The sequence below is a fragment of the Methylobacterium sp. PvR107 genome (genome assembly GCF_017833295.1).
Classification (GTDB): Bacteria; Pseudomonadota; Alphaproteobacteria; order Rhizobiales; family Beijerinckiaceae; genus Methylobacterium.
This window is the reverse complement of record NZ_JAFIBW010000001.1, coordinates 2,152,374-2,170,916: the sequence shown is the minus strand read 5'-3', so window position 1 is coordinate 2,170,916 and position 18,543 is coordinate 2,152,374. Positions and strand designations below refer to the sequence as shown.

18 protein-coding genes and 1 pseudogene are annotated in these 18,543 nt (G+C 68.3%); 8 read left to right on the top strand and 11 right to left on the bottom strand.

The window, feature by feature from the left end; translation table 11 throughout:
- Window positions 1-37 precede the first annotated feature (37 nt).
- The 3 genes from otsB to JOE48_RS10180 all read left to right on the top strand — a co-directional run bounded on the left by otsB (window position 38) and on the right by JOE48_RS10180 (window position 2,416).
- The gene (gene otsB, locus JOE48_RS10190) at window positions 38-781 is read left to right on the top strand and encodes a trehalose-phosphatase (RefSeq protein WP_210029575.1); all 744 of its coding nucleotides are present in this window, start codon (window positions 38-40) and stop codon (window positions 779-781) included.
- A gap of 104 nt (window positions 782-885) precedes the next feature.
- A complete protein-coding gene (locus tag JOE48_RS10185; RefSeq protein ID WP_210029574.1) occupies window positions 886-1,287 on the top strand; it encodes a DUF4260 domain-containing protein in 402 nt (133 codons plus the stop codon).
- Window positions 1,288-1,408: 121 nt separating this feature from the next.
- Window positions 1,409-2,416: a glucokinase gene (locus JOE48_RS10180; RefSeq protein WP_210029573.1), complete on the top strand. Its 1,008-nt coding sequence runs from the start codon at window positions 1,409-1,411 to the stop codon at window positions 2,414-2,416.
- Window positions 2,417-2,537: 121 nt separating this feature from the next.
- Here the strand turns inward: JOE48_RS10180 and JOE48_RS10175 are convergent, their stop codons facing one another.
- Window positions 2,538-4,010, bottom strand: a complete 1,473-nt coding sequence (locus JOE48_RS10175; RefSeq protein WP_210029571.1) for an MFS transporter — start codon at window positions 4,008-4,010, stop codon at window positions 2,538-2,540.
- A 157-nt stretch (window positions 4,011-4,167) separates the two neighbouring features.
- Here JOE48_RS10175 and JOE48_RS10170 point away from each other — a divergent pair, with 157 nt between their 5' ends.
- From JOE48_RS10170 to JOE48_RS10150, 5 genes and pseudogenes are all read left to right on the top strand, one after another.
- Window positions 4,168-4,458, top strand: coding sequence for a hypothetical protein (locus JOE48_RS10170; RefSeq protein WP_245252782.1), 291 nt, complete (start codon window positions 4,168-4,170; stop codon window positions 4,456-4,458).
- A gap of 100 nt (window positions 4,459-4,558) precedes the next feature.
- Complete coding sequence (locus tag JOE48_RS10165; RefSeq protein ID WP_210029569.1) at window positions 4,559-5,500, top strand: 2-hydroxyacid dehydrogenase; 942 nt, start codon at window positions 4,559-4,561, stop codon at window positions 5,498-5,500.
- Window positions 5,501-5,520: 20 nt separating this feature from the next.
- Window positions 5,521-5,691, top strand: a pseudogene (locus JOE48_RS31220) (SDR family oxidoreductase); the annotation flags it as partial.
- A gap of 140 nt (window positions 5,692-5,831) precedes the next feature.
- A complete protein-coding gene (locus tag JOE48_RS10155; protein WP_210029567.1) occupies window positions 5,832-7,793 on the top strand; it encodes a cytochrome C oxidase Cbb3 in 1,962 nt (653 codons plus the stop codon).
- Window positions 7,794-7,820: 27 nt separating this feature from the next.
- Window positions 7,821-8,669, top strand: coding sequence for an oxidoreductase (locus tag JOE48_RS10150; protein ID WP_210029566.1), 849 nt, complete (start codon window positions 7,821-7,823; stop codon window positions 8,667-8,669).
- Window positions 8,670-8,771: 102 nt separating this feature from the next.
- Here the strand turns inward: JOE48_RS10150 and JOE48_RS10145 are convergent, their stop codons facing one another.
- From JOE48_RS10145 to urtA, 10 genes are all read right to left on the bottom strand, one after another.
- Window positions 8,772-9,341 carry a ClpP family protease gene (locus JOE48_RS10145; protein WP_210029565.1) on the bottom strand — a complete coding sequence of 190 codons (570 nt, stop codon included), beginning with the start codon at window positions 9,339-9,341 and terminating at the stop codon, window positions 8,772-8,774.
- Between the two features lie 26 nt (window positions 9,342-9,367).
- Entirely contained in the window at window positions 9,368-10,423 is a 1,056-nt protein-coding gene (locus JOE48_RS10140) for an aliphatic amidase (protein ID WP_210029564.1), read from the bottom strand.
- A gap of 46 nt (window positions 10,424-10,469) precedes the next feature.
- The gene (locus tag JOE48_RS10135; RefSeq protein ID WP_020090551.1) at window positions 10,470-10,787 is read right to left on the bottom strand and encodes an FmdB family zinc ribbon protein; all 318 of its coding nucleotides are present in this window, start codon (window positions 10,785-10,787) and stop codon (window positions 10,470-10,472) included.
- Between the two features lie 124 nt (window positions 10,788-10,911).
- Entirely contained in the window at window positions 10,912-12,141 is a 1,230-nt protein-coding gene (fmdA, locus tag JOE48_RS10130) for a formamidase (RefSeq protein ID WP_210029562.1), read from the bottom strand.
- Window positions 12,142-12,204: 63 nt separating this feature from the next.
- Complete coding sequence (locus JOE48_RS10125) at window positions 12,205-13,224, bottom strand: alpha/beta fold hydrolase (RefSeq protein WP_210029560.1); 1,020 nt, start codon at window positions 13,222-13,224, stop codon at window positions 12,205-12,207.
- A 9-nt stretch (window positions 13,225-13,233) separates the two neighbouring features.
- Window positions 13,234-13,998 carry an urea ABC transporter ATP-binding subunit UrtE gene (gene urtE / locus JOE48_RS10120; RefSeq protein ID WP_245252781.1) on the bottom strand — a complete coding sequence of 255 codons (765 nt, stop codon included), beginning with the start codon at window positions 13,996-13,998 and terminating at the stop codon, window positions 13,234-13,236.
- 2 nt (window positions 13,999-14,000) lie between these two features.
- Window positions 14,001-14,786 carry an urea ABC transporter ATP-binding protein UrtD gene (gene urtD / locus JOE48_RS10115; protein WP_210029558.1) on the bottom strand — a complete coding sequence of 262 codons (786 nt, stop codon included), beginning with the start codon at window positions 14,784-14,786 and terminating at the stop codon, window positions 14,001-14,003.
- A gap of 8 nt (window positions 14,787-14,794) precedes the next feature.
- Window positions 14,795-15,967, bottom strand: a complete 1,173-nt coding sequence (gene urtC / locus JOE48_RS10110) for an urea ABC transporter permease subunit UrtC (RefSeq protein WP_210029556.1) — start codon at window positions 15,965-15,967, stop codon at window positions 14,795-14,797.
- A 13-nt stretch (window positions 15,968-15,980) separates the two neighbouring features.
- Complete coding sequence (gene urtB / locus JOE48_RS10105) at window positions 15,981-16,907, bottom strand: urea ABC transporter permease subunit UrtB (protein ID WP_210029554.1); 927 nt, start codon at window positions 16,905-16,907, stop codon at window positions 15,981-15,983.
- A gap of 230 nt (window positions 16,908-17,137) precedes the next feature.
- A complete protein-coding gene (gene urtA, locus JOE48_RS10100; protein WP_210029552.1) occupies window positions 17,138-18,406 on the bottom strand; it encodes an urea ABC transporter substrate-binding protein in 1,269 nt (422 codons plus the stop codon).
- Window positions 18,407-18,543: the final 137 nt, after the last annotated feature.

The following is an 18,543-nucleotide window of genomic DNA, read 5'->3' as shown; positions in this document are numbered from 1 at the left end:
GCCCCGGGCCGACGCTCAAGCCCCGGGATCGCCCGCGATGGACATCGCCCTCTTCCTCGACTTCGACGGCACCCTCGCCGAGATCGCGCCGCGGCCCGACGCCGTGCAGGTCGCACCCGGCCTGGTGGATACGCTGGAACGGCTGCGTGAGCGCCTCGGCGGCGCCCTCGCGATCGTGACCGGGCGCCCGGTCTCGGTGATCGACGATTTCCTGGCCCCGGCCCGCCTCGATGCGGCCGGGCTCCATGGGGTCGAGCGTCGCGTCGACGGGCGCCTCTCGGGCGGACGGGCGGAGGACCACCCGGATCTGCGCCGGCAGGTCGAGTACCTCCAGGCGGAGAGCGCGGCGCTGGCCAACGTGCTGATCGAGGACAAGGGCGCCTCGGTGGCTGTGCACTGGCGTCTCGCCAATTCCGAGGATGCCGGCCGGGCGGAGACGCTGGTCAAGGCTGCGGCCGATGCCCTGGGGAGCCCATACCGGCTTCAGCTCGGCAAGGCGGTCGGCGAGATTGTCCCCGCACAGGCGACGAAGGCTCACGCGATCCGGGCCTTCCTGGAGCAGGCGCCCTATGCGGGGCGCAGGCCGGTCTTCTTCGGCGACGACCGCACCGACGAGATCGCTTTCGCGTCGGTGAACGAGGATGGCGGCATCGCGGTTCGGGTCGGCGACGGCGACACCGTGGCGGGCCGGCGCCTGCCGGATCCGTCCGCCGTCCGCGCGCTGCTGCTGGACTGGGCCGAGGGCGGCACCATCGATCCGGCGGCTTTGCCGCCGGCCTGAGTGAGGAGCGGCCTCGTTATTGCCGAGCCTTTGGAATGCCTCTCGGCCCGCGCGGGAGGACGGCAGTCCCGAAACTCGCCCCCGGGCATACGACGAGGATCACGATGCCGGACGGTTTCGTACGCGGCGTCCCGCGCGTGCTGCTGCGGATCGAGGGCGCCGGCATCCTCGGCACTGCCGTCGGGGCGTATGCCTGGCTCGGGCAGCCCTGGTGGATGTTCGCCGTACTGATCCTCGCGCCCGATCTCAGCATGCTCGGATACGTCGCCGGCCCACGGTTCGGCGCCGTGCTGTACAATGCACTCCATACGTTCGCCGGGCCGCTGATCGCCCTGGGCTTGGCGGCGAGCCTGCATCAACCCGTCTTCGCCGGTGTGGCTCTGATCTGGCTCGCCCATGTCGGCCTGGACCGCATGCTCGGCTACGGTCTTAAATACGGCAGCGGTTTCGGCGATACGCATCTTGGCGCGCTCGGCCGGAGGCGTGGGAAGGTGACGACATCCTGATGGGTCGGCCATCCTGGCACTGGGTCTCACCGCCAGGGACCTAAATTGGATCGGCCCGCCCGCGCCGTCGGCGGTCCTATATCCCGCCTGGGGTGGGCCAGAGAAAAGAGGTAGCCTTTCGATGTTCGAGTTTCCGGTTCTGGTCGGCGACATCGGCGGCACGAATGCCCGCTTCGGCCTCATCGAGACGAAGGGCGATCAGCCCCGCCTCCTGTCGCACGAGGCCACCGCCGATCACACCGATCCGTCCAGCGCCATCAAGGCATCCCTGGCCAAGGGCGGGGACCACGCACCCCGACCGCGCTCGGCGATCCTGGCCATCGCCGGCCGGATCGACGGGCCCGAGATCCAGCTGACCAACGCCCATTGGAAGATCGCCGGGCAGCGCATCGCCGAGGATTTCGGGCTCTCCTCCACGGTGGTGGTGAATGATTACGTGCCGGTCGCGGCCGGTGCCGCCGATATCGAGCCGCACGACCTGTCGCCGGTCGGACCCTGTCCGCCAATTCCGGGCGGCGCCCGCGTGGTGCTTGGGCCCGGGACCGGTTTCGGCGCCGCGGCCCTGGTGCCCTACGCCGCCCATCTCGCGATCGTCTCGACCGAGGTCGGCCACACCGATTTCGGCCCCACCGACGATTTCGAGGAGAAAATCTGGCACGTCCTCGAGCGGGTGGAGGATCGCATCACCGTGGAGACGGTGCTGTCGGGGCCGGGTCTGGCGCGGCTTCACGCTGCCGTTGCCCATGTGCGTACCGGCCAACCGCACGAGAAGATGGATCCTGCGGCCGTGACCGAGGCGGGGCTCAGCGCCTCCGACCCGCACGCCGCCGAGACCCTGGAGCTGTTCGGGCGGCTGCTCGGCCGCGTTTGCGGCGACCTTGCGCTGACCTTCCTGGCGACGAGCGGCGTCTATATCGGCGGCGGCATCGCGCCCCGGATCCTCAAGGTTCTGCAGGAGAGCGGATTTCGCACGGCCTTCGAGCGGAAGGCTCCCTTCGCCGAGATGATGCGCCAGATCCCGACCAGCGTGATCACCGTTCAGGATCCGGCGTTCCGGGGGCTTGCCGCCCTGGCGAACGAGGGCGGCAAGTTCGTCTACCATGGGCAGGTGTGGCGGAAGGGTGCGTGACCGCCTCTTGCGCGTCATCGTGCGCAACGAAGCAATCCGAGGCAGCGCGAGGCCAACGGCGTAGCGCGCTCTGGATTGCTTCGCTCTGCTGGCAAGGACGAAGGCCGATGCGTGCAGGGGCTCAGGCCGCCGCCAGAGGCTTCGACACCTCCTCCAGCGACTTGCCCTCCGCGGCTGTGCCCCAGATCCCGCCGACCACCGCGGCGACGAGCATCAGCACGGCCCCGATCCCGTAGCCGAACAGCACCCAGTCGCGGGAGCCGGTCTCCACCAGGGACCCGAACAGGAGCGGGCCCGAGACGCCCCCGATGCCGGTACCGACCGCGTAGAAAGCCGCGATGGCGAGCGCCCGGATCTCCAGCGGGAAGGTCTCGGAGACGGTGAGATAGGCCGAGCTCGCCGCCGCCGAGGCGAAGAAGAACACCACCATCCAGGCCCCCGTCTGCCCGGCCGGCCCGAGCACGTCGAGGCGGAACAGCAGGCCGACGCCGGCGAGCAGCAGCGCCGAGATACCGTAGGTGAAGGCGATCATCTTGCGCCGGCCGATCGTGTCGAACAGGCGGCCGAGCAGCACCGGCCCGAGGAACGAGCCCAGCGCGAAGGGCAGCAGGTACCAGCCGACGCTGTTGCCCGGCACGTCGTAGAAGCGCTCGAGCACCAGCGCGTAGGTGAAGAACAGGGCGTTGTAGAAGAACGCCTGCGCGATCATCAGCGCGAGGCCGACCATGGTCTCCTTGCGGCTCGTGACGAACAGCGCCTTGAACACCTCCGACAGCGGGGTGTGGTCGCGGGTGCGCACCTTCATGCGCTTGCTCTCGTCCACCGGCGGCAGCGTTACGCCCTCGTCCTTGAAGCGCTGCTCGATGCCGGTGACGACCCGGTCGGCCTCCGCGGCGTAGCCGTGGGTGGCGAGCCAGCGCGGGCTCTCGGGAATCCAGGTGCGCAGGAGCAGGATCACGAGGCCGATGGCACCGCCCGTGAAGAAGGCGACGCGCCAGCCCCAGGCCGGATCGATCACCTCGGGCTTCAGCAGCACGATCGACATGAATGAGCCGAGCGCAGCGCCGATCCAGAACGAGCCGTTGATGACCAAATTGGTCCAGCCCCGGACCCGGGCCGGGACCAGTTCCTGGATGGTGGAGTTGATCGCCGTGTACTCGCCACCGATCCCCGCCCCGGTGAAGAAGCGGAAGAGGCAGAAGCTCCAGACGTTCCAGGACAGGCCTGTGGCCGCCGTGGCGACCAGATAGAGGGCCAGCGTGATGAAGAACAGCTTCTTGCGGCCGATCCGGTCCGTCAGCCAGCCGAAGCCGATCGCACCCGTGACCGCGCCCACGAGGTAGCAGGAGGCGGCCAGCCCCACGTCGAATTCGGAGAAGGACATCGGCGGCTTGCGCAGGGCGCCGACGAGCGAGCCCGCCAGCGTCACTTCCAGACCGTCGAGCACCCAGGTGATGCCGAGCGCCACGATGACGAGAACGTGGAAACGGCCCCAGGGCAGCCGGTCAAGCCGCGCGGAGATGTCGGTGTCGATCACGCGACCAATCTCCGCCCGCTCCGGGGTTCCGGAGCCTCCCTCGACCTTGCTCGCCATCCGCACATGCCCCCCTGAACTGGCGTTTACCGTACCTGAACAGCCGGCATTTACCGCGACTGCAGGCAGGTGTTGGCAACGACTTGGGAATCGATTCGGTTCGATCTGGTCTTCACTTGCTGCGCGCAGAAAGGGGGCGTTCACGCGGTGCCCCCTCATGCCCTCCCGACCTGCCCGTTTCCGCCCCCAATCTTTCATCCGCCTCGCCATGCTGGCGACGATGACGTTCGCCGGGCTGGCGATCGTCCCGACGGAAGGAGCGGATGTCCACCTCGAACGGCCGAAGCCCCGCGTCCAGATTCCGGCCGCCGATCGGTGGCGCCTCCGGCCGACCGAGCCGGCACTCGCGAGCACGACCGGCAGCATCCGCAAGCGTGCCGAGATCGCCATCCCGGCGGAGCGCCGCAACGTGCGCCTTGTCTACCCGGCGCTGCTCGAGGCGCGCTGACCGAGCGGCCTTTCAGGCTTGGCGATTCCGGGCCACTGAGGCACAGCGCCTGCTTCGTCCCTCGCGGATGACGGGCTCGAGGCCGGTACGGAGTTGGCGGATGTCGGAAACCATCGCCCTGGTCGGATGCAAGAGCCCGGCGCAGGAGGCGGAATATCTGCACATCCTGTCGGCGGCGATGCCCGAGGAACGCCTCGCGCCGTTCCGGACGATGGCGGCCGCGGAGCGGATGGCCGCGCGGATCGCCGTGGTGGCGAACCCCGATCCCGCCGAGGTCGCGGCCCTGCCGGGGCTCGTCTGGGTGCAGAGCCTTTGGGCCGGTGTCGAGAAGCTCGTCGGCGCCTTCGACCGGCCGCTGCCGATCGTCCGCCTCGTCGACCGGGAGATGGCGCGCACCATGGCGGAAGCGGTCCTTGCCTGGACCTACTATCTCCAGCGCGACATGCCGGCCTATGCGCGTCAGCAGCGCGACCGCGTCTGGCGCCCGCGCGCCTATCGCAAGCCAGCCGATACGAACGTGGGCCTGCTCGGGCTCGGAGCGCTCGGCACCGCGGCGGCCGACCGGCTCACCGGCGGGGGCTTCCGCGTCGTCGGATGGAGCCGCACGCCGAAGGCGGTTGCGGGCATCGACACGGTCCACGGGACCGACGGGCTCACGGCGATGCTGGGTCGGTGCGACATCCTCGTCTGCCTCGTGCCCCTGACCGCCGAGACGCGCGGCCTCGTGAACGCCGCGCGGCTCGCGGCGCTCAAGCCCGGTGCGGCGCTGATCAATTTCGCCCGCGGGCCGATCGTCGTAACCGAGGACCTGGTCGCGGCGCTCGACAGCGGTCATCTCACGCATGCGGTGCTCGACGTGTTCGACGTCGAGCCGCTGCCGGCGGAATCCGCTCTCTGGGGACATCCGGGGGTGACCGTGCTGCCGCATGTCTCCGGCCCGACCGACATGGACTCGGCCGCCGCCACCGTCGCGGCCAACATCCGGGATTACCGCCGGACCGGACGGCCGCCCGGCGGCGTCGACGCGGCGCGGGGCTACTAGGCCGGACGCCCCGGCATCGGGATCACAGCTTCGGAAATGCCGCCGCCAGATGGTCGATCAGGACGCGGACGGCCGGGCGCATCGGGCAGCCGGACGAGATCGCCCAGGCGGTGCTGTTCCTCGCCTCGGATGCGGCCAGTTTCGTCAACGGTGTCGAACTGTTTGCCGATGGCGGCCGCGTCCCGATCTGACGGCGTCAGTCGGGCTGGGGCGGGACGCGACGCCCCGTCCCGGCCGCCGGGATGAACCCTGGCCGTATCCGGCGGTTAAAGGCCCGGCCCTCGATCCCCGCATATCCGCGGTCCGGCGCCGGGAAGGACGATCAGGGTTCATGGGTTGGCCGCGCCGCATCCTGATCGCCGCTGGGTTCGTAACCGTCGCGGCGGGCGTGACCCTGAGCCTCGGCCGCTTCAGCTACGCGCCGATGCCCGACCGGGCGGACCTGCTCAACCCCGACCGCTACCCGATTCAGACCGCCTTCGACGTCCTCGGCCGCCGGGTCTCCCGCGCGGAGGCCGACCGCCTGACCGGCACTGAGGCCGGACGGAAGGAGCTCGCGCCGGGGAGCGGCGCCGTGGCGATCGATCCCGTTATGGTCGAGCGCGGGCGGCAGGCCTTCTACCAGGAGACGTTCGGCAACGAGGTCTTCCTCACCGACGTCATGGGCATGCTCGACGGCGGCCTCACGCCCGGCGCCGTCGCCCTGGCGGTGGCCAAGCTCGGCGGCCAGGGCACCACCAACCTCCAGGTCGCCATGGCCAACGACGTGCGCGTCGGCGACCGCGTCTACCGGACGGGCGAGCTGGTCCCGACCGGGCTCGACGTGCCGAAGGGCGGGGCCTTCATCATCGGGATCAAGACCTTCTCCGACCGCGGCCACCTGCGCATGGGCATCACCTGCGCCCTGTGCCACGCGGCGGTCGATCCCGGTACCGGCAAGGTCGTGGAGGGCGCGCCCAACACCGATCTCAATGCCGGGCTTCTGATGGCGCTTGCCAAGAATTCCTCGGCCTACTTCATGCACGCCAGCGTGCCGGAAGCCGACGCCCGGCCAACCGCCGACCCGCAGCATACCGGCTCGTCCACGATGGGCCCGGCGCTGCCGGATCTCGCTTCCGTCGAGGCGGCCACGAAGGTGCAGGTGGCGAGCTGGCCGCCGGGCAGCTTCGACTCGTCCGCCGACCGGGTCACCAACCCGACCTCGATCCCGTCGAGCTTCTCGGCGCACGGGGAGCCCTACAGCTGGAGCGGGCGCGAGGCGATCGGACCCTTCGCGGGCCTGTCCTCGCTCAACAACAACGTCCACGCGGCCAATTCCGATACGACCCAGCTCGCCGCCGCCGCGCCTTGGCTGTTCGGCATGGATCCGGAGACGTATCTCGGCATCGTCCTGCGTGGGTCGGCCACGGAGGCTTTCCGCTACAGGCCGGACGGCGGCCGGAGCCCGTCGGAGGTGCTGCGCAGCGTCGATCCGACCCCGGCCTCGCCGGGCCTGAACAGCTACGCGGTGCTGCCGACCTATCCGGCGACCAATTACGTCACCGACAACGGGCTCTTCACGTCCGTGACCGGGGAGCCGGTCAACCATGCCAACAACGCCATGTCGGCCTTCCAGAACCTGCTGCACCCGCCCGCGGCCGGGCAGGATCCGGACCGGGTCCGGGCGGGCCGTGCGGTGTTCGAGAAGGCCGGTTGCGGCACCTGCCATTCCGGACCTGCGCTCACCAACCACCGGGTCGTTCCGGAGGCCGAAATCGGCACCGAGCCGACCCGCGCGCGGGCGGGCGCCAAGATGGAGGCGCGCCTCTCGGCGCCGACGCTGTTCGCCACCGACACGCCGTTCCCGGTCCCGGCCGATCCGGTGATCGTTCCGGTGCCGCTCGCGGGCGAGGACCTCGCTCAGGTTCAGCTCGCCTGGGGCCAGGGTGGCACCGAGGGCGGCTACAAGGTGCCGAACCTCGTGGGCCTTGCTTGGACGGCGCCGTACCTGCACGATTCCGGCGTGGCTGTCGGGTCCGACGCGGAGTCGCAGCTCGGCGTCCCGGGCACGCTGTACAAGGGTGTCGCCCCCGATCCCGCCAACAGCCTGCGCGCCCTGGTCGACCGGGATCTCCGGGCGCGGGTGATCGCCGCCAACGCCGCCTCGGATACGGCTCGGATCGCCCGCGTTACCGGCAAGGGGCACGCCTTCTGGGCGGATGCCGGCTCGGGGGTGACGTCGGAGGAGCAGACGGCGCTGATCGCCTACCTTCTCTCGGTCGATCGCCTGACGGAGCCGGCCGCGACGCCCTGACCCCGCCGCCCGAGCGCAGGACATCCCATGACGCAGAACAGCGATCCGGTCTGGTTCATCACCGGCTGCTCCACCGGCTTCGGCCTGGAGCTCGCGCGGCTCGTCATCGGGCGCGGGTGGCGCGCCGTCGTGACGGCCCGCGACCGCGCCAAGGTCGCCGACCTCGCGCGGGGCGCCGAGGACCGGGTGCTCGCCCTCGCCCTCGACGTCACAGCGGCCGGCCAGATCGCCGAGGCCGTCCGCGCCGCCCAGGCGCGGTTCGGGCGGATCGACGTGCTCGTGAACAACGCCGGCTACGGCTACCAAGCCTCGATCGAGGAGGGCGAGGAGGACAAGATCCGCGCCCAGTTCGACGCCAACGTGTTCGGCCTGTTCGCTCTGACCCGGGCCGTGCTGCCGGTGATGCGGACGCAGCGCTCCGGCCACATCCTCAACATCACCTCGGTGGCGGGCTTCGTGGGCTTCCCGGCCTCCGGCTACTATGCCGCCACCAAGCACGCCGTCGAAGGGTTCTCGGACTCGCTCGCTGCCGAGGCCGGGCCGCTCGGCATCCGCGTCACCTGCGTCGCGCCGGGACCGTTCCGCACCGACTGGGCCGGCCGCTCCCTGGTCCAGACCCCGAACGCGATCCCCGCCTACGCCGAGACCGCCGGCGCGCGCCTCAGGGCGACGTCGGAGAAGAGCGGCACCCAGGCCGGCGACCCGGTGCGGGCCTGCGAGGCGATGATCCGGGTGACCGAGACGGCGGATCCGCCGCGCCACCTCGTGCTCGGCGCCTGGGGCTACGACGCGGTGACGACGCGCCTGAAGCGGGCGCTGTCCGAGATCGAGGCGTGGCGCGAGACGAGCCTCGGGGCTGACTACCCGGTGACGTGAGCACTCGCCGTCCTCGCGAGCGGAGCGGAGCGATCCAGCGGCGCCACGCGCGCCGGCGTCGCACTGCCCTGGATTGCTTCAAGGCGTTGGCAAAGATGCGGTTCAGATCACCGCCTCGATCAGGCCGCGCCGCTTCGCCTCCTCGGCCTCGAGATACCAGTTCGACGGCGCCTTCTCGAGCACCTCGTCGAGGGTGACGTCCGAGCCCGCGACGAGGTTCGCGAAGCCCTCGTTCTGGATCTCGATCGAGCACTGGATCTCGTTGAGCGTCGCCTTGACGGAGGCGATGCAGGTGGTGAGCGGCCCCTCGACGTGAAGCTGCTTGTTCATCTTGCGCTCATGGATCATCAGCCGCGTGCCGCAGGTCAGGTAGCGGTTCGGCCGGGCGAAGAAGCTCATGAAGGTCGTGCCGGCCGAGTAGATCGCCGCCTTGCCGAGGAACACGAACCGCCGGTTCGGATCCATGGCGCTGTTGAAGCGGATGTCCTCGCCCATCATCCGGGCGACCTCCGGATCGCCGCCGAGCGTCGTCAGCTCGACGACGACGATCTCGCGGTCCCCCGCCGCGTCGAGCTGGCGGCGGAAGTCCTTGTACATGTCGTAGTCGACCGGCCCGGAGAGCAGGACGGCCGGGGCCCGGAAGGCGGTGGGGCCGAGGGAAGTCGTGTTCATGGTTCTCCTGGCCGAATGACCGGCGGTCAGCGCGCCGGATCGGGGGCACCCTCGCCCTTGCCCACGAAGGGGATGCCCTCGATGGGGCATTCCTCCGTGCCGACGCTCTGACGGGTAATGGCCCGGACGGCATCGCGGGTTCCGTCGGGATCCTCGATCCAGCGCCGGTAGAAGTCGTAGGGGCATTCCGACATCCCCTGTCGGTTCTCCTTCGAGTTGATCATGCCGGTGTAGCCGCGGTGCAGGAGCTTGAAGAGGTGGTTCTCCGACTGGCCGTGGGCGCGGAAATCCCGGATCAGGAACTTGGAGAGGGCCGCGTACTGGATGCCCATCTCCTCCTCGCCGCACTCGCCGAGCGTTCGGCCGTCGAAGCCGATGATCGCCGAGTGTCCGAAATAGGTGTAGACGCCGTCGAACCCGGCGGCGTTCGAGACCGCGACGTAGACGTTGTTGGCGAAGGCCATCGCCTTCGAGATGACGATCTGCTGTTCTTTCGCCGGGTACATGTAGCCCTGGCAGCGGATGATCAGCTCGGCGCCCCGCATGGCGCAATCGCGCCAGATCTCGGGATAATTGCCGTCGTCGCAGATGATCAGGCTGATCTTCAACCCCTTCGGCCCGTCCGACACGTAGGTGCGGTCGCCCGGATACCAGCCCTCGATCGGCGTCCAGGGCATGATCTTGCGGTACTTCTGGACGATCTCGCCCTGGTCGTTCATCAGGATCAGGGTGTTGTAGGGCGCCTTGTGCGGGTGCTCCTCGTGGCGCTCGCCGGTGAGCGAGAACACGCCCCAGACCTTGGCCTCCCGGCAGGCGGCGGCGAAGACCTCGGTCTCGGCGCCCGGGACTGTCGAGGCGGTCTCGTACATCTCGTCGGCGTCGTACATGATGCCGTGGGTCGAGTATTCGGGGAAGATCACGAGGTCGAGGCCGGGCAGGCCGGTCTTCATGCCGACGATCATCTTGCCGATCGCCTTGGCGTTCTCCAGTACCTCCGCGCGGGTGTGCAGGCGCGGCATCTTGTAGTTCACGACGGCGACGCCGACGCTGTCCTGGCTGGACGAGATGTCTCCGTGCATCATGGCGTGATGTCCTTCTGAGCGTGATCGTCCGTCGGTTGCTTGCGGCTCAGTGGCTGATCATCCAGGGCCGCGCCTTCGGGAAGCTCTTGGCGGCGGCCGGGGCGGCGGTCGCCTTCTTGGGTGAGCAGCAGCCGCAGCCGGCCCCGTGACTGCCCGAGCGCCGCGGCGCGTGGCGGCTGCGCTCGTTGGTGGCGTGGGCGGCCCGCAGTCCCGCATCCATGCCGGCGATGCGCGGCGCGGTGAGGAAGGCCCGCTGGCTCGTGCCGCCGCAATCCGGGCAGGCATGCGGCTCGCGGAACTCCGCCATCGGCCGCATCACCGTGAAGGGGCCGCAGGCCTCGCAGGCGTAGTCGTAGACGGGCATGGAGCGCCTCAGAGACGGTGAGAAGTTTGCGACAGGTCGGGCGACAGGCGAGCCCCCTCTCCCGTACGGGAGAGGGGGCAGGTCGCGTCCGGTCCGACCGTGGTGAGACCGGACGAGCGGAGGATCAGAGATCCGGCGAGAGCGGCATCTGGATCGAGCCGTCGAGGAACTTGGTCGGTCCGTCGGCGCCCGGATTGATGTCGAACTCGAAGATCTTGGTCGGTATCCAGAGCGTCGCGCAGGCGTTCGGGATGTCGACGACGCCCGAGATGTGGCCCTGGACCGGCGCCGTGCCGAGGATCGAGTAGGCTTGCGCGCCCGAGTAGCCGAACTTCTTCAGGTACTCGATCGCGTTCAGGCAGGCCTGCCGGTAGGCGATGTGAACGTCGAGGTAGTGCTGGCCGCCGCTCTCGTCGACCGAGATGCCCTCGAAGATCAGGTGATCGTCGTATTTCGGCGTGATCGGCGACGGCTTGAAGATCGGGTTCTTGATCCCGTACTTGGCCATGCCGTCCTTGATCAGCTCGACCTTGAGATGCACCCAGCCGGCCATCTCGATGGCGCCGCAGAAGGTGATCTCGCCGTCGCCCTGGCTGAAGTGCAGGTCGCCCATCGAGAGGCCGGCGCCGGGCACGTAGACCGGGAAGTAGATCTTCGAGCCGCGCGACAGGTCCTTGATGTCGCAATTGCCGCCGTGCTCGCGCGGCGGGACCGTGCGGGCGCCCGTAGCGGCGGCGGCGTCCTTCGCCTCGCCCTTCAGGCGGCCCATGTGGGCGGTCGGACCGAAGGGGAGGGTGGCCAGCGCCGGCACCCGCTCCGGATCGGTGTCGTAGAGCGCCTTCTCGCGGGTGTTCCAGGTCTCCAGCATCTTCGGATCGGGCAGGCAGCCGATCAGGCCGGGGTGGATCAGGCCGGGGAAGCGCACGCCCGGGACGTGGCGGGACTTGGTGAACATGCCCTCGAAGTCCCAGATCGACTTCTGGGCCTGCGGGAAATGCTCGGTCAGGAAGCCGCCGCCGTTCTTCTTGGAGAAGAAGCCGTTGAAGCCCCACTGGCTCTCGGGCTTGGCGCCGATGTCGAGGAGGTCGACCACCAGCAGGTCGCCGGGCTCGGCGCCCTCGACGCCGATCGGGCCCGAGAGGAAGTGCACGATCGATAGGTCGATGTCGCGCACGTCGTCGGCGGAATCGTTGTTCTTGATGAAGCCGCCGGTCCAGTCGTAGGTCTCGACGATGAAGTCCGCGCCCGGCTTCACGTAGGCGACCATCGGGATGTCGGGGTGCCAGCGGTTGTGCACCATGTCGTTGTCGTAGGCCGATTGCGTGAGATCGACCTTGATCAGCGTCTCGGGCATCTCGTGTCTCCAGCTCCCTGACTTAACCGGGGCAGGCCCCGTCCGCGCGCCGTTGCGCGTCTCTCACCCGCTCGCGAGCAGCTCCTTCAGAGCGTCGTCGAGGACCTTGATGTCGTCCGGGCTGGTGCCGGGCCCGCCCGCGAAATGGCCCCACCACGTGTCGATCACGCGCAGTTCCGCGTTCGGCATGGCGGCCGCCTCGATGGCGTTGTCCTCGGGCGGGAAATACAGGTCGGTCGAGGCGGGCATCAGGATCGCCCTGGCGCGGATGGCGCCGAGCGCGGCCTTGAAGTCGCCCTTGAAGGTGTCGTTGGCGCTGATGTCGCCGTGCTGCCACGTCCACAGCATGGCGAGCAGGTTGTTGGCGTCGCGCTCGTAGAACAGGCCTTCCCAGAACCCGATCAGGAAGTCCTCCAGCGAGGCGTAGCCCATGTGGGTCATGTCGGCCTCGAGCCGGTAGAACGTCTGCGACAGGCCCCAGCCCGCGTAGACCCGGCCGAAGGCGCGCAGGCCCCTTGTCGGCGGGTGCGTGTACCAGCCCTCCGCCCAGGCGGCGTCGGCCTGGAGCGCCGCCTTGGCGCCTTCCAAAAAGACGTAATTGTGCCGCGAGCACTTGGCCGAACCCTGAAACGGCAGGATCTTCGGCACCATGTCGGGGTACATCGATGCCCAGTGGTAGGTCTGGAGCGCGCCCATCGACCAGCCGGTGACGAGCACGAGTTTCTCGATGCCGAAATGCTCGGTGACGAGGCGGTGCTGGGCGCGGACGTTGTCGTAGGCGGTGACGTTGGGGAAACGCGGCCCGTTCCAGGGCGCGGGCGTGTTGCTCGGCGAGGACGAGAGCCCGTTGCCGAACATGTTCGGGATGATGATGAAGTACTTGTCCGGGTCGAGCGCCTTGCCGGGGCCGATCAGCCACTCGTTCTCGGTGTGCTGGCCCGAGTACCAGGTCGGGTAGACGATGGCGTTGTCCCTGGCGGGGCTCAACGTCCCGAAGGTCTTGAAGGCGAGCTTGGCCGCGCGCAGCGTCTTGCCGCACTGGAGCACGAAGTCGCCGAGTTCGAAGATGGCGTGATCGGCCATGCTGCGCCCCTAGACCGACAGGAACCGGGCGACGGCGGCCTCGTCGATCCCGTCACGCCGGGCCTCGTGGACGATGGCGCCGTTCTCCATCACGATCACCCGGTCGGCCACGTCGAGGGCGAAGCTCAGGACCTGCTCGGACACCACGATGGAAAGGCCGCGCTGGTCGCGGATCTTCTTCAGGGTCCGGCCCATCTCGCGGATGATCGAGGGCTGGATGCCCTCGGTGGGCTCGTCGAGGAGCAGGACCTTTGGCCGACTCGCCAGCGCCCGGGCGATGGCGAGCTGCTGCTGCTGCCCGCCCGAGAGGTTGCCGCCGCGCCGTCCCTTCATCTCCAGGAGCACCGGGAACATGTCGTAGAGGTCCTGCGGCACCTTGCGGGTGCCGGTGACCGTGAGGCCGGTCTCGATGTTCTCCTGGACCGTCATGGTCGAGAAGATCATCCGGCCCTGCGGCACGTAGGCGAGGCCCTTGGCGACCCGGGCGTGGCTCTTGAGCCCGGCGACGTCCGCGCCCTCGACCTGGATCGACCCGGCCTTGACCGGGACGAGGCCCATCAGGGTCTTCATCAGGGTGGTCTTGCCCATGCCGTTGCGGCCCATCACGGCGACGATCTCGCCCGGGGCCACCGAGAAGGTGAGCCCGTGCAGGACCTCGCTCTGGCCGTAGGCGGCGTGCAGGTCCTCGACGGCGAGCGCTGGCGTCGGGGACGGGATTGTGACGAGCGGGGGCGCCTGGACCAGGGGCGGATGCGCGGGCTGGAGCGACGCCATCGTCAATGTCCCAAGTAAACTTCGATGACCTTCGGGTCGTTCTTGACCCGGTCCATCGATCCTTCGGAGAGCACCTTGCCCTGGTGCAGCACCGTCACCCGGTGGGCGATGTCCTCGACGAACTTCATGTCGTGCTCGATCACCAGCACCGAGCGGCCCTTGATGATCTGGTTGAGCAGCTCGGCGGTCTTGATCCGCTCGCCGACGCTCATCCCGGCCACCGGCTCGTCGAGCATCAGCAGCTCCGGGTCCTGGATCAGCAGCATCCCGATCTCCAGCCACTGCTTCTGGCCGTGGCTCAGGAATTCGGCCCGCTCCTTGAGCTGGTCCTTCAGGAAGATCGTCTCGGCGATGGCGTGGATGCGGTCGCGAACCTCCGCGTCCCGCTTGAACGTGAGGGCGCCGAAGACGGAGCGGCCGCGGGGGAACGAGATCTCGAGGTTCTCGAACACCGTCAGATCGTCGTAGATCGACGGCGTCTGGAACTTGCGGCCGACGCCGGCCTGCACGATGGCGCTCTCGGAGAGCTTGGTCAGCTCCTGGCCCTTGTACTTGATCGAGCCGGCGCTGGCCTTGGTGCGCCCGCAGATCAGGTCGAGGACCGTGGTCTTGCCGGCGCCGTTCGGCCCGATGATCACCCGGATCTCGTCCGGATCGACGTAGAACGACACGTCGTTCACCGCCTTGAACCCGTCGAACGAGACGGTGAGCGCCTCGACGGCGAGGAGGTAGTCGGGCGGGGCCGCCTCGGCGCCGACCACGGGGGAGGAGAGGATCGCGGCGTTCATGAAGGGGCTCACTCGGCCGGGGTGCCGTGGGGCGGGACGATCGCGGGCGGCGGGGCGCGCAGCCCCTTCACCCGGCGGGTGAGGCGGGGCTCGATGTGTTCGCGCCAGATGCCGGCGAGACCGTTCGGGAAGGCCAGCACCACCGCGATGAACAGGGCGCCGAGACCGAACAGCCAGAGGTCCGGGAAGCTCTCGGAGAAGCTGGTCTTGGCCCAGTTGACCAAGAGCGTTCCCCAGACCGCGCCGAACAGGGACAGGCGCCCGCCGACCGCGGCGTAGATCACCATCTCGATCGACGGGACGATGCCCACGAAGGAGGGCGACATGAAGCCGACCTGCAGGGTGAACATCGCGCCGCCGATCGCCGCCAGCCCGGCGGCGAAGCAGAAGGCGAAGACCTTGAAGCCCGCCACCGAGTAGCCGGAGAAGCGGACCCGGTCCTCCTTGTCGCGCATGGCGACGAGGATGCGGCCGAGCTTCGACTTCTTCACGTATTGCGCGGCCAGGATGCAGGCGATCAGCAGGCCGCCGTTGACGAAGTACAGGATGACCTTCGCGTGGTCGGTGCGGATGTCCCAGCCGTGGAGGGTGCGCAGGTCGGTGATGCCGTTGATGCCGCCGGTATAGCCCTGCTGGCCGACGATCAGGATGGTCAGGATCGCGGCGATCGCCTGGGTGATGATGGCGAAGTAGGTGCCGCCGACCCGGCGCTTGAACATCGCGAAGGAGATCAGCATCGCGAACAGGATTGGGACCGCCACCGCCAGGATCAGCGTCAGCGGCAGGCTCTTGAACGGCTGCCAGAACCAGGGGAGGGCGGTGATCTGGTTCCAGTCCATGAAGTCCGGGATGCCGGGCGTGGACTGGATCTTCGTGTTCTCGATGCTCGAAGCCTCGAGCTTCAAGTACATCGCCATGCAGTAGCCGCCGAGGCCGAAGAAGACGCCCTGGCCGAGCGAGAGGATGCCCGCGTAGCCCCAGCAGATCACCAGCCCGAGGGCCACGAACGCGTAGGTGAGGTACTTGCCGACGAGGTTCAGGCGGAAGCCGTCGAGCATCAGCGGCAGGACGACCAGGATCACCCCGGCGAGCAGCAGAAGGCTCAGCCACTCCACCGGCTTCATGAACGGGTTGTCGTTGACGGTGACCGACTTGGTAAGGGTCTGGACCGGGTTCGTCATCGGGAAAACATCCTCAGCGCCGGACCTTGAGGGTGAAGAGGCCCTGGGGCCTCAGCATCAGGATGCCGACCACCGCGAGCAGAGTGATCACCTTGGCCATCGAGCCGGAGAGGAAGAACTCCAGGGTCGATTGCGTCTGGGAGATCGAGAAGGCCGACGCGATGGTGCCCAAGAGGCTCGCGGCGCCGCCGAACACGACGATCAGGAAGGTGTCGACGATGTAGAGCTGGCCCGAGGTCGGTCCGGTGGATCCGATCATCGTGAAGGCCGAGCCGGCGATGCCGGCGATGCCGCAGCCGAGGCCGAACGTGTAGCGGTCGACCTTCTCGGTATCGATGCCCACCGCGCCCGCCATGGCGCGGTTCGACATCACGGCGCGGACCTGCTGGCCGAAGCGCGAGCGGAAGACCAGCAGCGCGACGCTGACGGTGATCAGGATGGTCACGGCCATGACGAACAGGCCGTTGATCGGGATCTCGATCGTGTCGGTGACCTGCACCGATCCGATCAGCCAGGACGGAAGCTCGACGCCGACCTCGCGGGCGCCGAAGATCGACCGGTAGGCCTGCTGGAGGATCAGCGACAGGCCCCAGGTGGCCAGCAGGGTGTCGAGCGGGCGCTTGTAGAGGAACCGGATCAGGCCCCATTCCACCAGCATGCCCAGTGCCCCGGAGGCGAGGAACGCCAGGCCCATCGCGATGAAGAAGTAGATCGGGAAGAGCGCCGGCAGGTAGGATTGGAAGAAGGTCGAGCAGAGATAGGTGACGTAGGCGCCGAGGATCATGAACTCCCCGTGGGCCATGTTGATCACGCCCATCTGGCCGAAGATGATCGCGAGCCCGAGCGCCATCAGCAGGTAGACGGAAAACAGGATCAGGCCGGCGAAGCCCTGCATGGCGAAGATCGCGCCGAGGTCGCCGAGGGAGTAGTCGCCGAGCATGGTTTCGGTCTTCCGCGAGAGTGAGTGCGTGACTGAAGCCCGCGCCGCTCTCCCCCTCCGCAGGGCAGGGTGGCCCCTGCGTCAGCAGGGGTCGGGAGAGGGGAACCCGGGTTCAGAAAGGGGCGCGAGCGGCTTGAAGGCCAAAGCCTTCTTCTGCACCGTCGCTCCCCTCTCCGACCCCCTTCGCGGGCCACCCTCCCCCGCAGAGGAGGGAGGGGAGAACCGTGCGCTTACTGGTAGCCCTTCGGGAACGGATCCGGCTTGATCAGCTCCGGGCTGGTGTAGACGATCTCGAACTGGCCATCCGGCTTCGCCTTGCCGACCCGGGTCTTCGACCAGAGGTGATGGTTCTCGTCGATCTTCACATAGCCTTCCGGCGCGCCCTTGAACTCGAGACCCGGCGAGGCCGCCACGACCTTGTCGACGTCGAACGAGCCGGCCTTCTCGCAGGCCATCTTCCACAGGAACGGGCCGAGATAGGCCGCCTGCGTCACGTCGCCGATGACCGTCTTCTCGCCCCACATCTTCTTGAACGCGGCGACGAACGCCTTGTTGTTCTCGTTCTGGATCGACTCGAAGTACTTCATGCAGGCGTAGGCCCCGGCGATGTTCTCGCCGCCGATTCCGTCGATCTCGTCCTCGGTGACCGAGATGGTCATCAGCACCTGTTTCGACAGGTCGATGCCCGCCGCCTTGAGCTGCTTGTAGAACGCCACGTTCGAGCCGCCGACCACGTCGGCGAAGATCACCTTGGGCTTGGTGAGCTTGATCTTGTTGATGACCGAATTGAACTGCGTGTGGCCGAGGGGGAAGTACTCCTCGCCGACCACCTTCCCCTTGAGCACGTTCTCGACGTGCTTGCGGGCGATCTTGTTGGAGGTTCGCGGCCAGATATAGTCGGAGCCGATGAAGTAGAAGCTGTCGCCGCCCTTCTCCTTGTGGACCCAGTCGAGGCCGGCGAGGATCTGCTGCGTGGCCTCCTGGCCGGTGTAGAAGACGTTCTTCGACTGCTCCAGGCCCTCGTAGAAGGTCGGGTAGTAGAGCAGGCCGTTGTACTGCTCGAAGACCGGCAGCACCGCCTTGCGCGAGGCTGAGGTCCAGCAGCCCATCACGGCGGCGCAATGGTCGTTGACGAGCAGCTTCTTGGCCTTCTCGGCGAAGGTCGGCCAGTCGGAGGCGCCGTCCTCCTGGATGATCTTGATCTTGCGGCCGAGCACGCCGCCGGCCTCGTTGATCTGGGCGATCGCAAGTTTTTCCGCCTCCTGCGCACCCGTCTCGGAGATCGCCATGGTGCCGGTGATCGAGTGCAGGATGCCGACTGTCACCTCGGTGTCGGTCACAGCGAGACCGGTGGTGTTGACTGAAGCGGTCGGCGGCGCGGCCCAGGCGGTCCGCGGCATCAGTGCCAGCGCCGGGGCGCCGGCCAGCCCCATGAGCAGTCTGCGCCGCAGCGGGGAGCGCAAGCCGTGATCGGCGCCGGTCTCGGTGTCGTCTGCCATGTGCCTGACCCTGTTCGCGTCCGGGCCTTGAGAGGCGGCCCGGATCGACGAGCGCAGGCTAGGTCCTGGTTCGCGGTGCCGCCTATACGCGATTTTGCGTATGGCCGTGGTCTTGCATGCGCTGCACCATGGCGGCG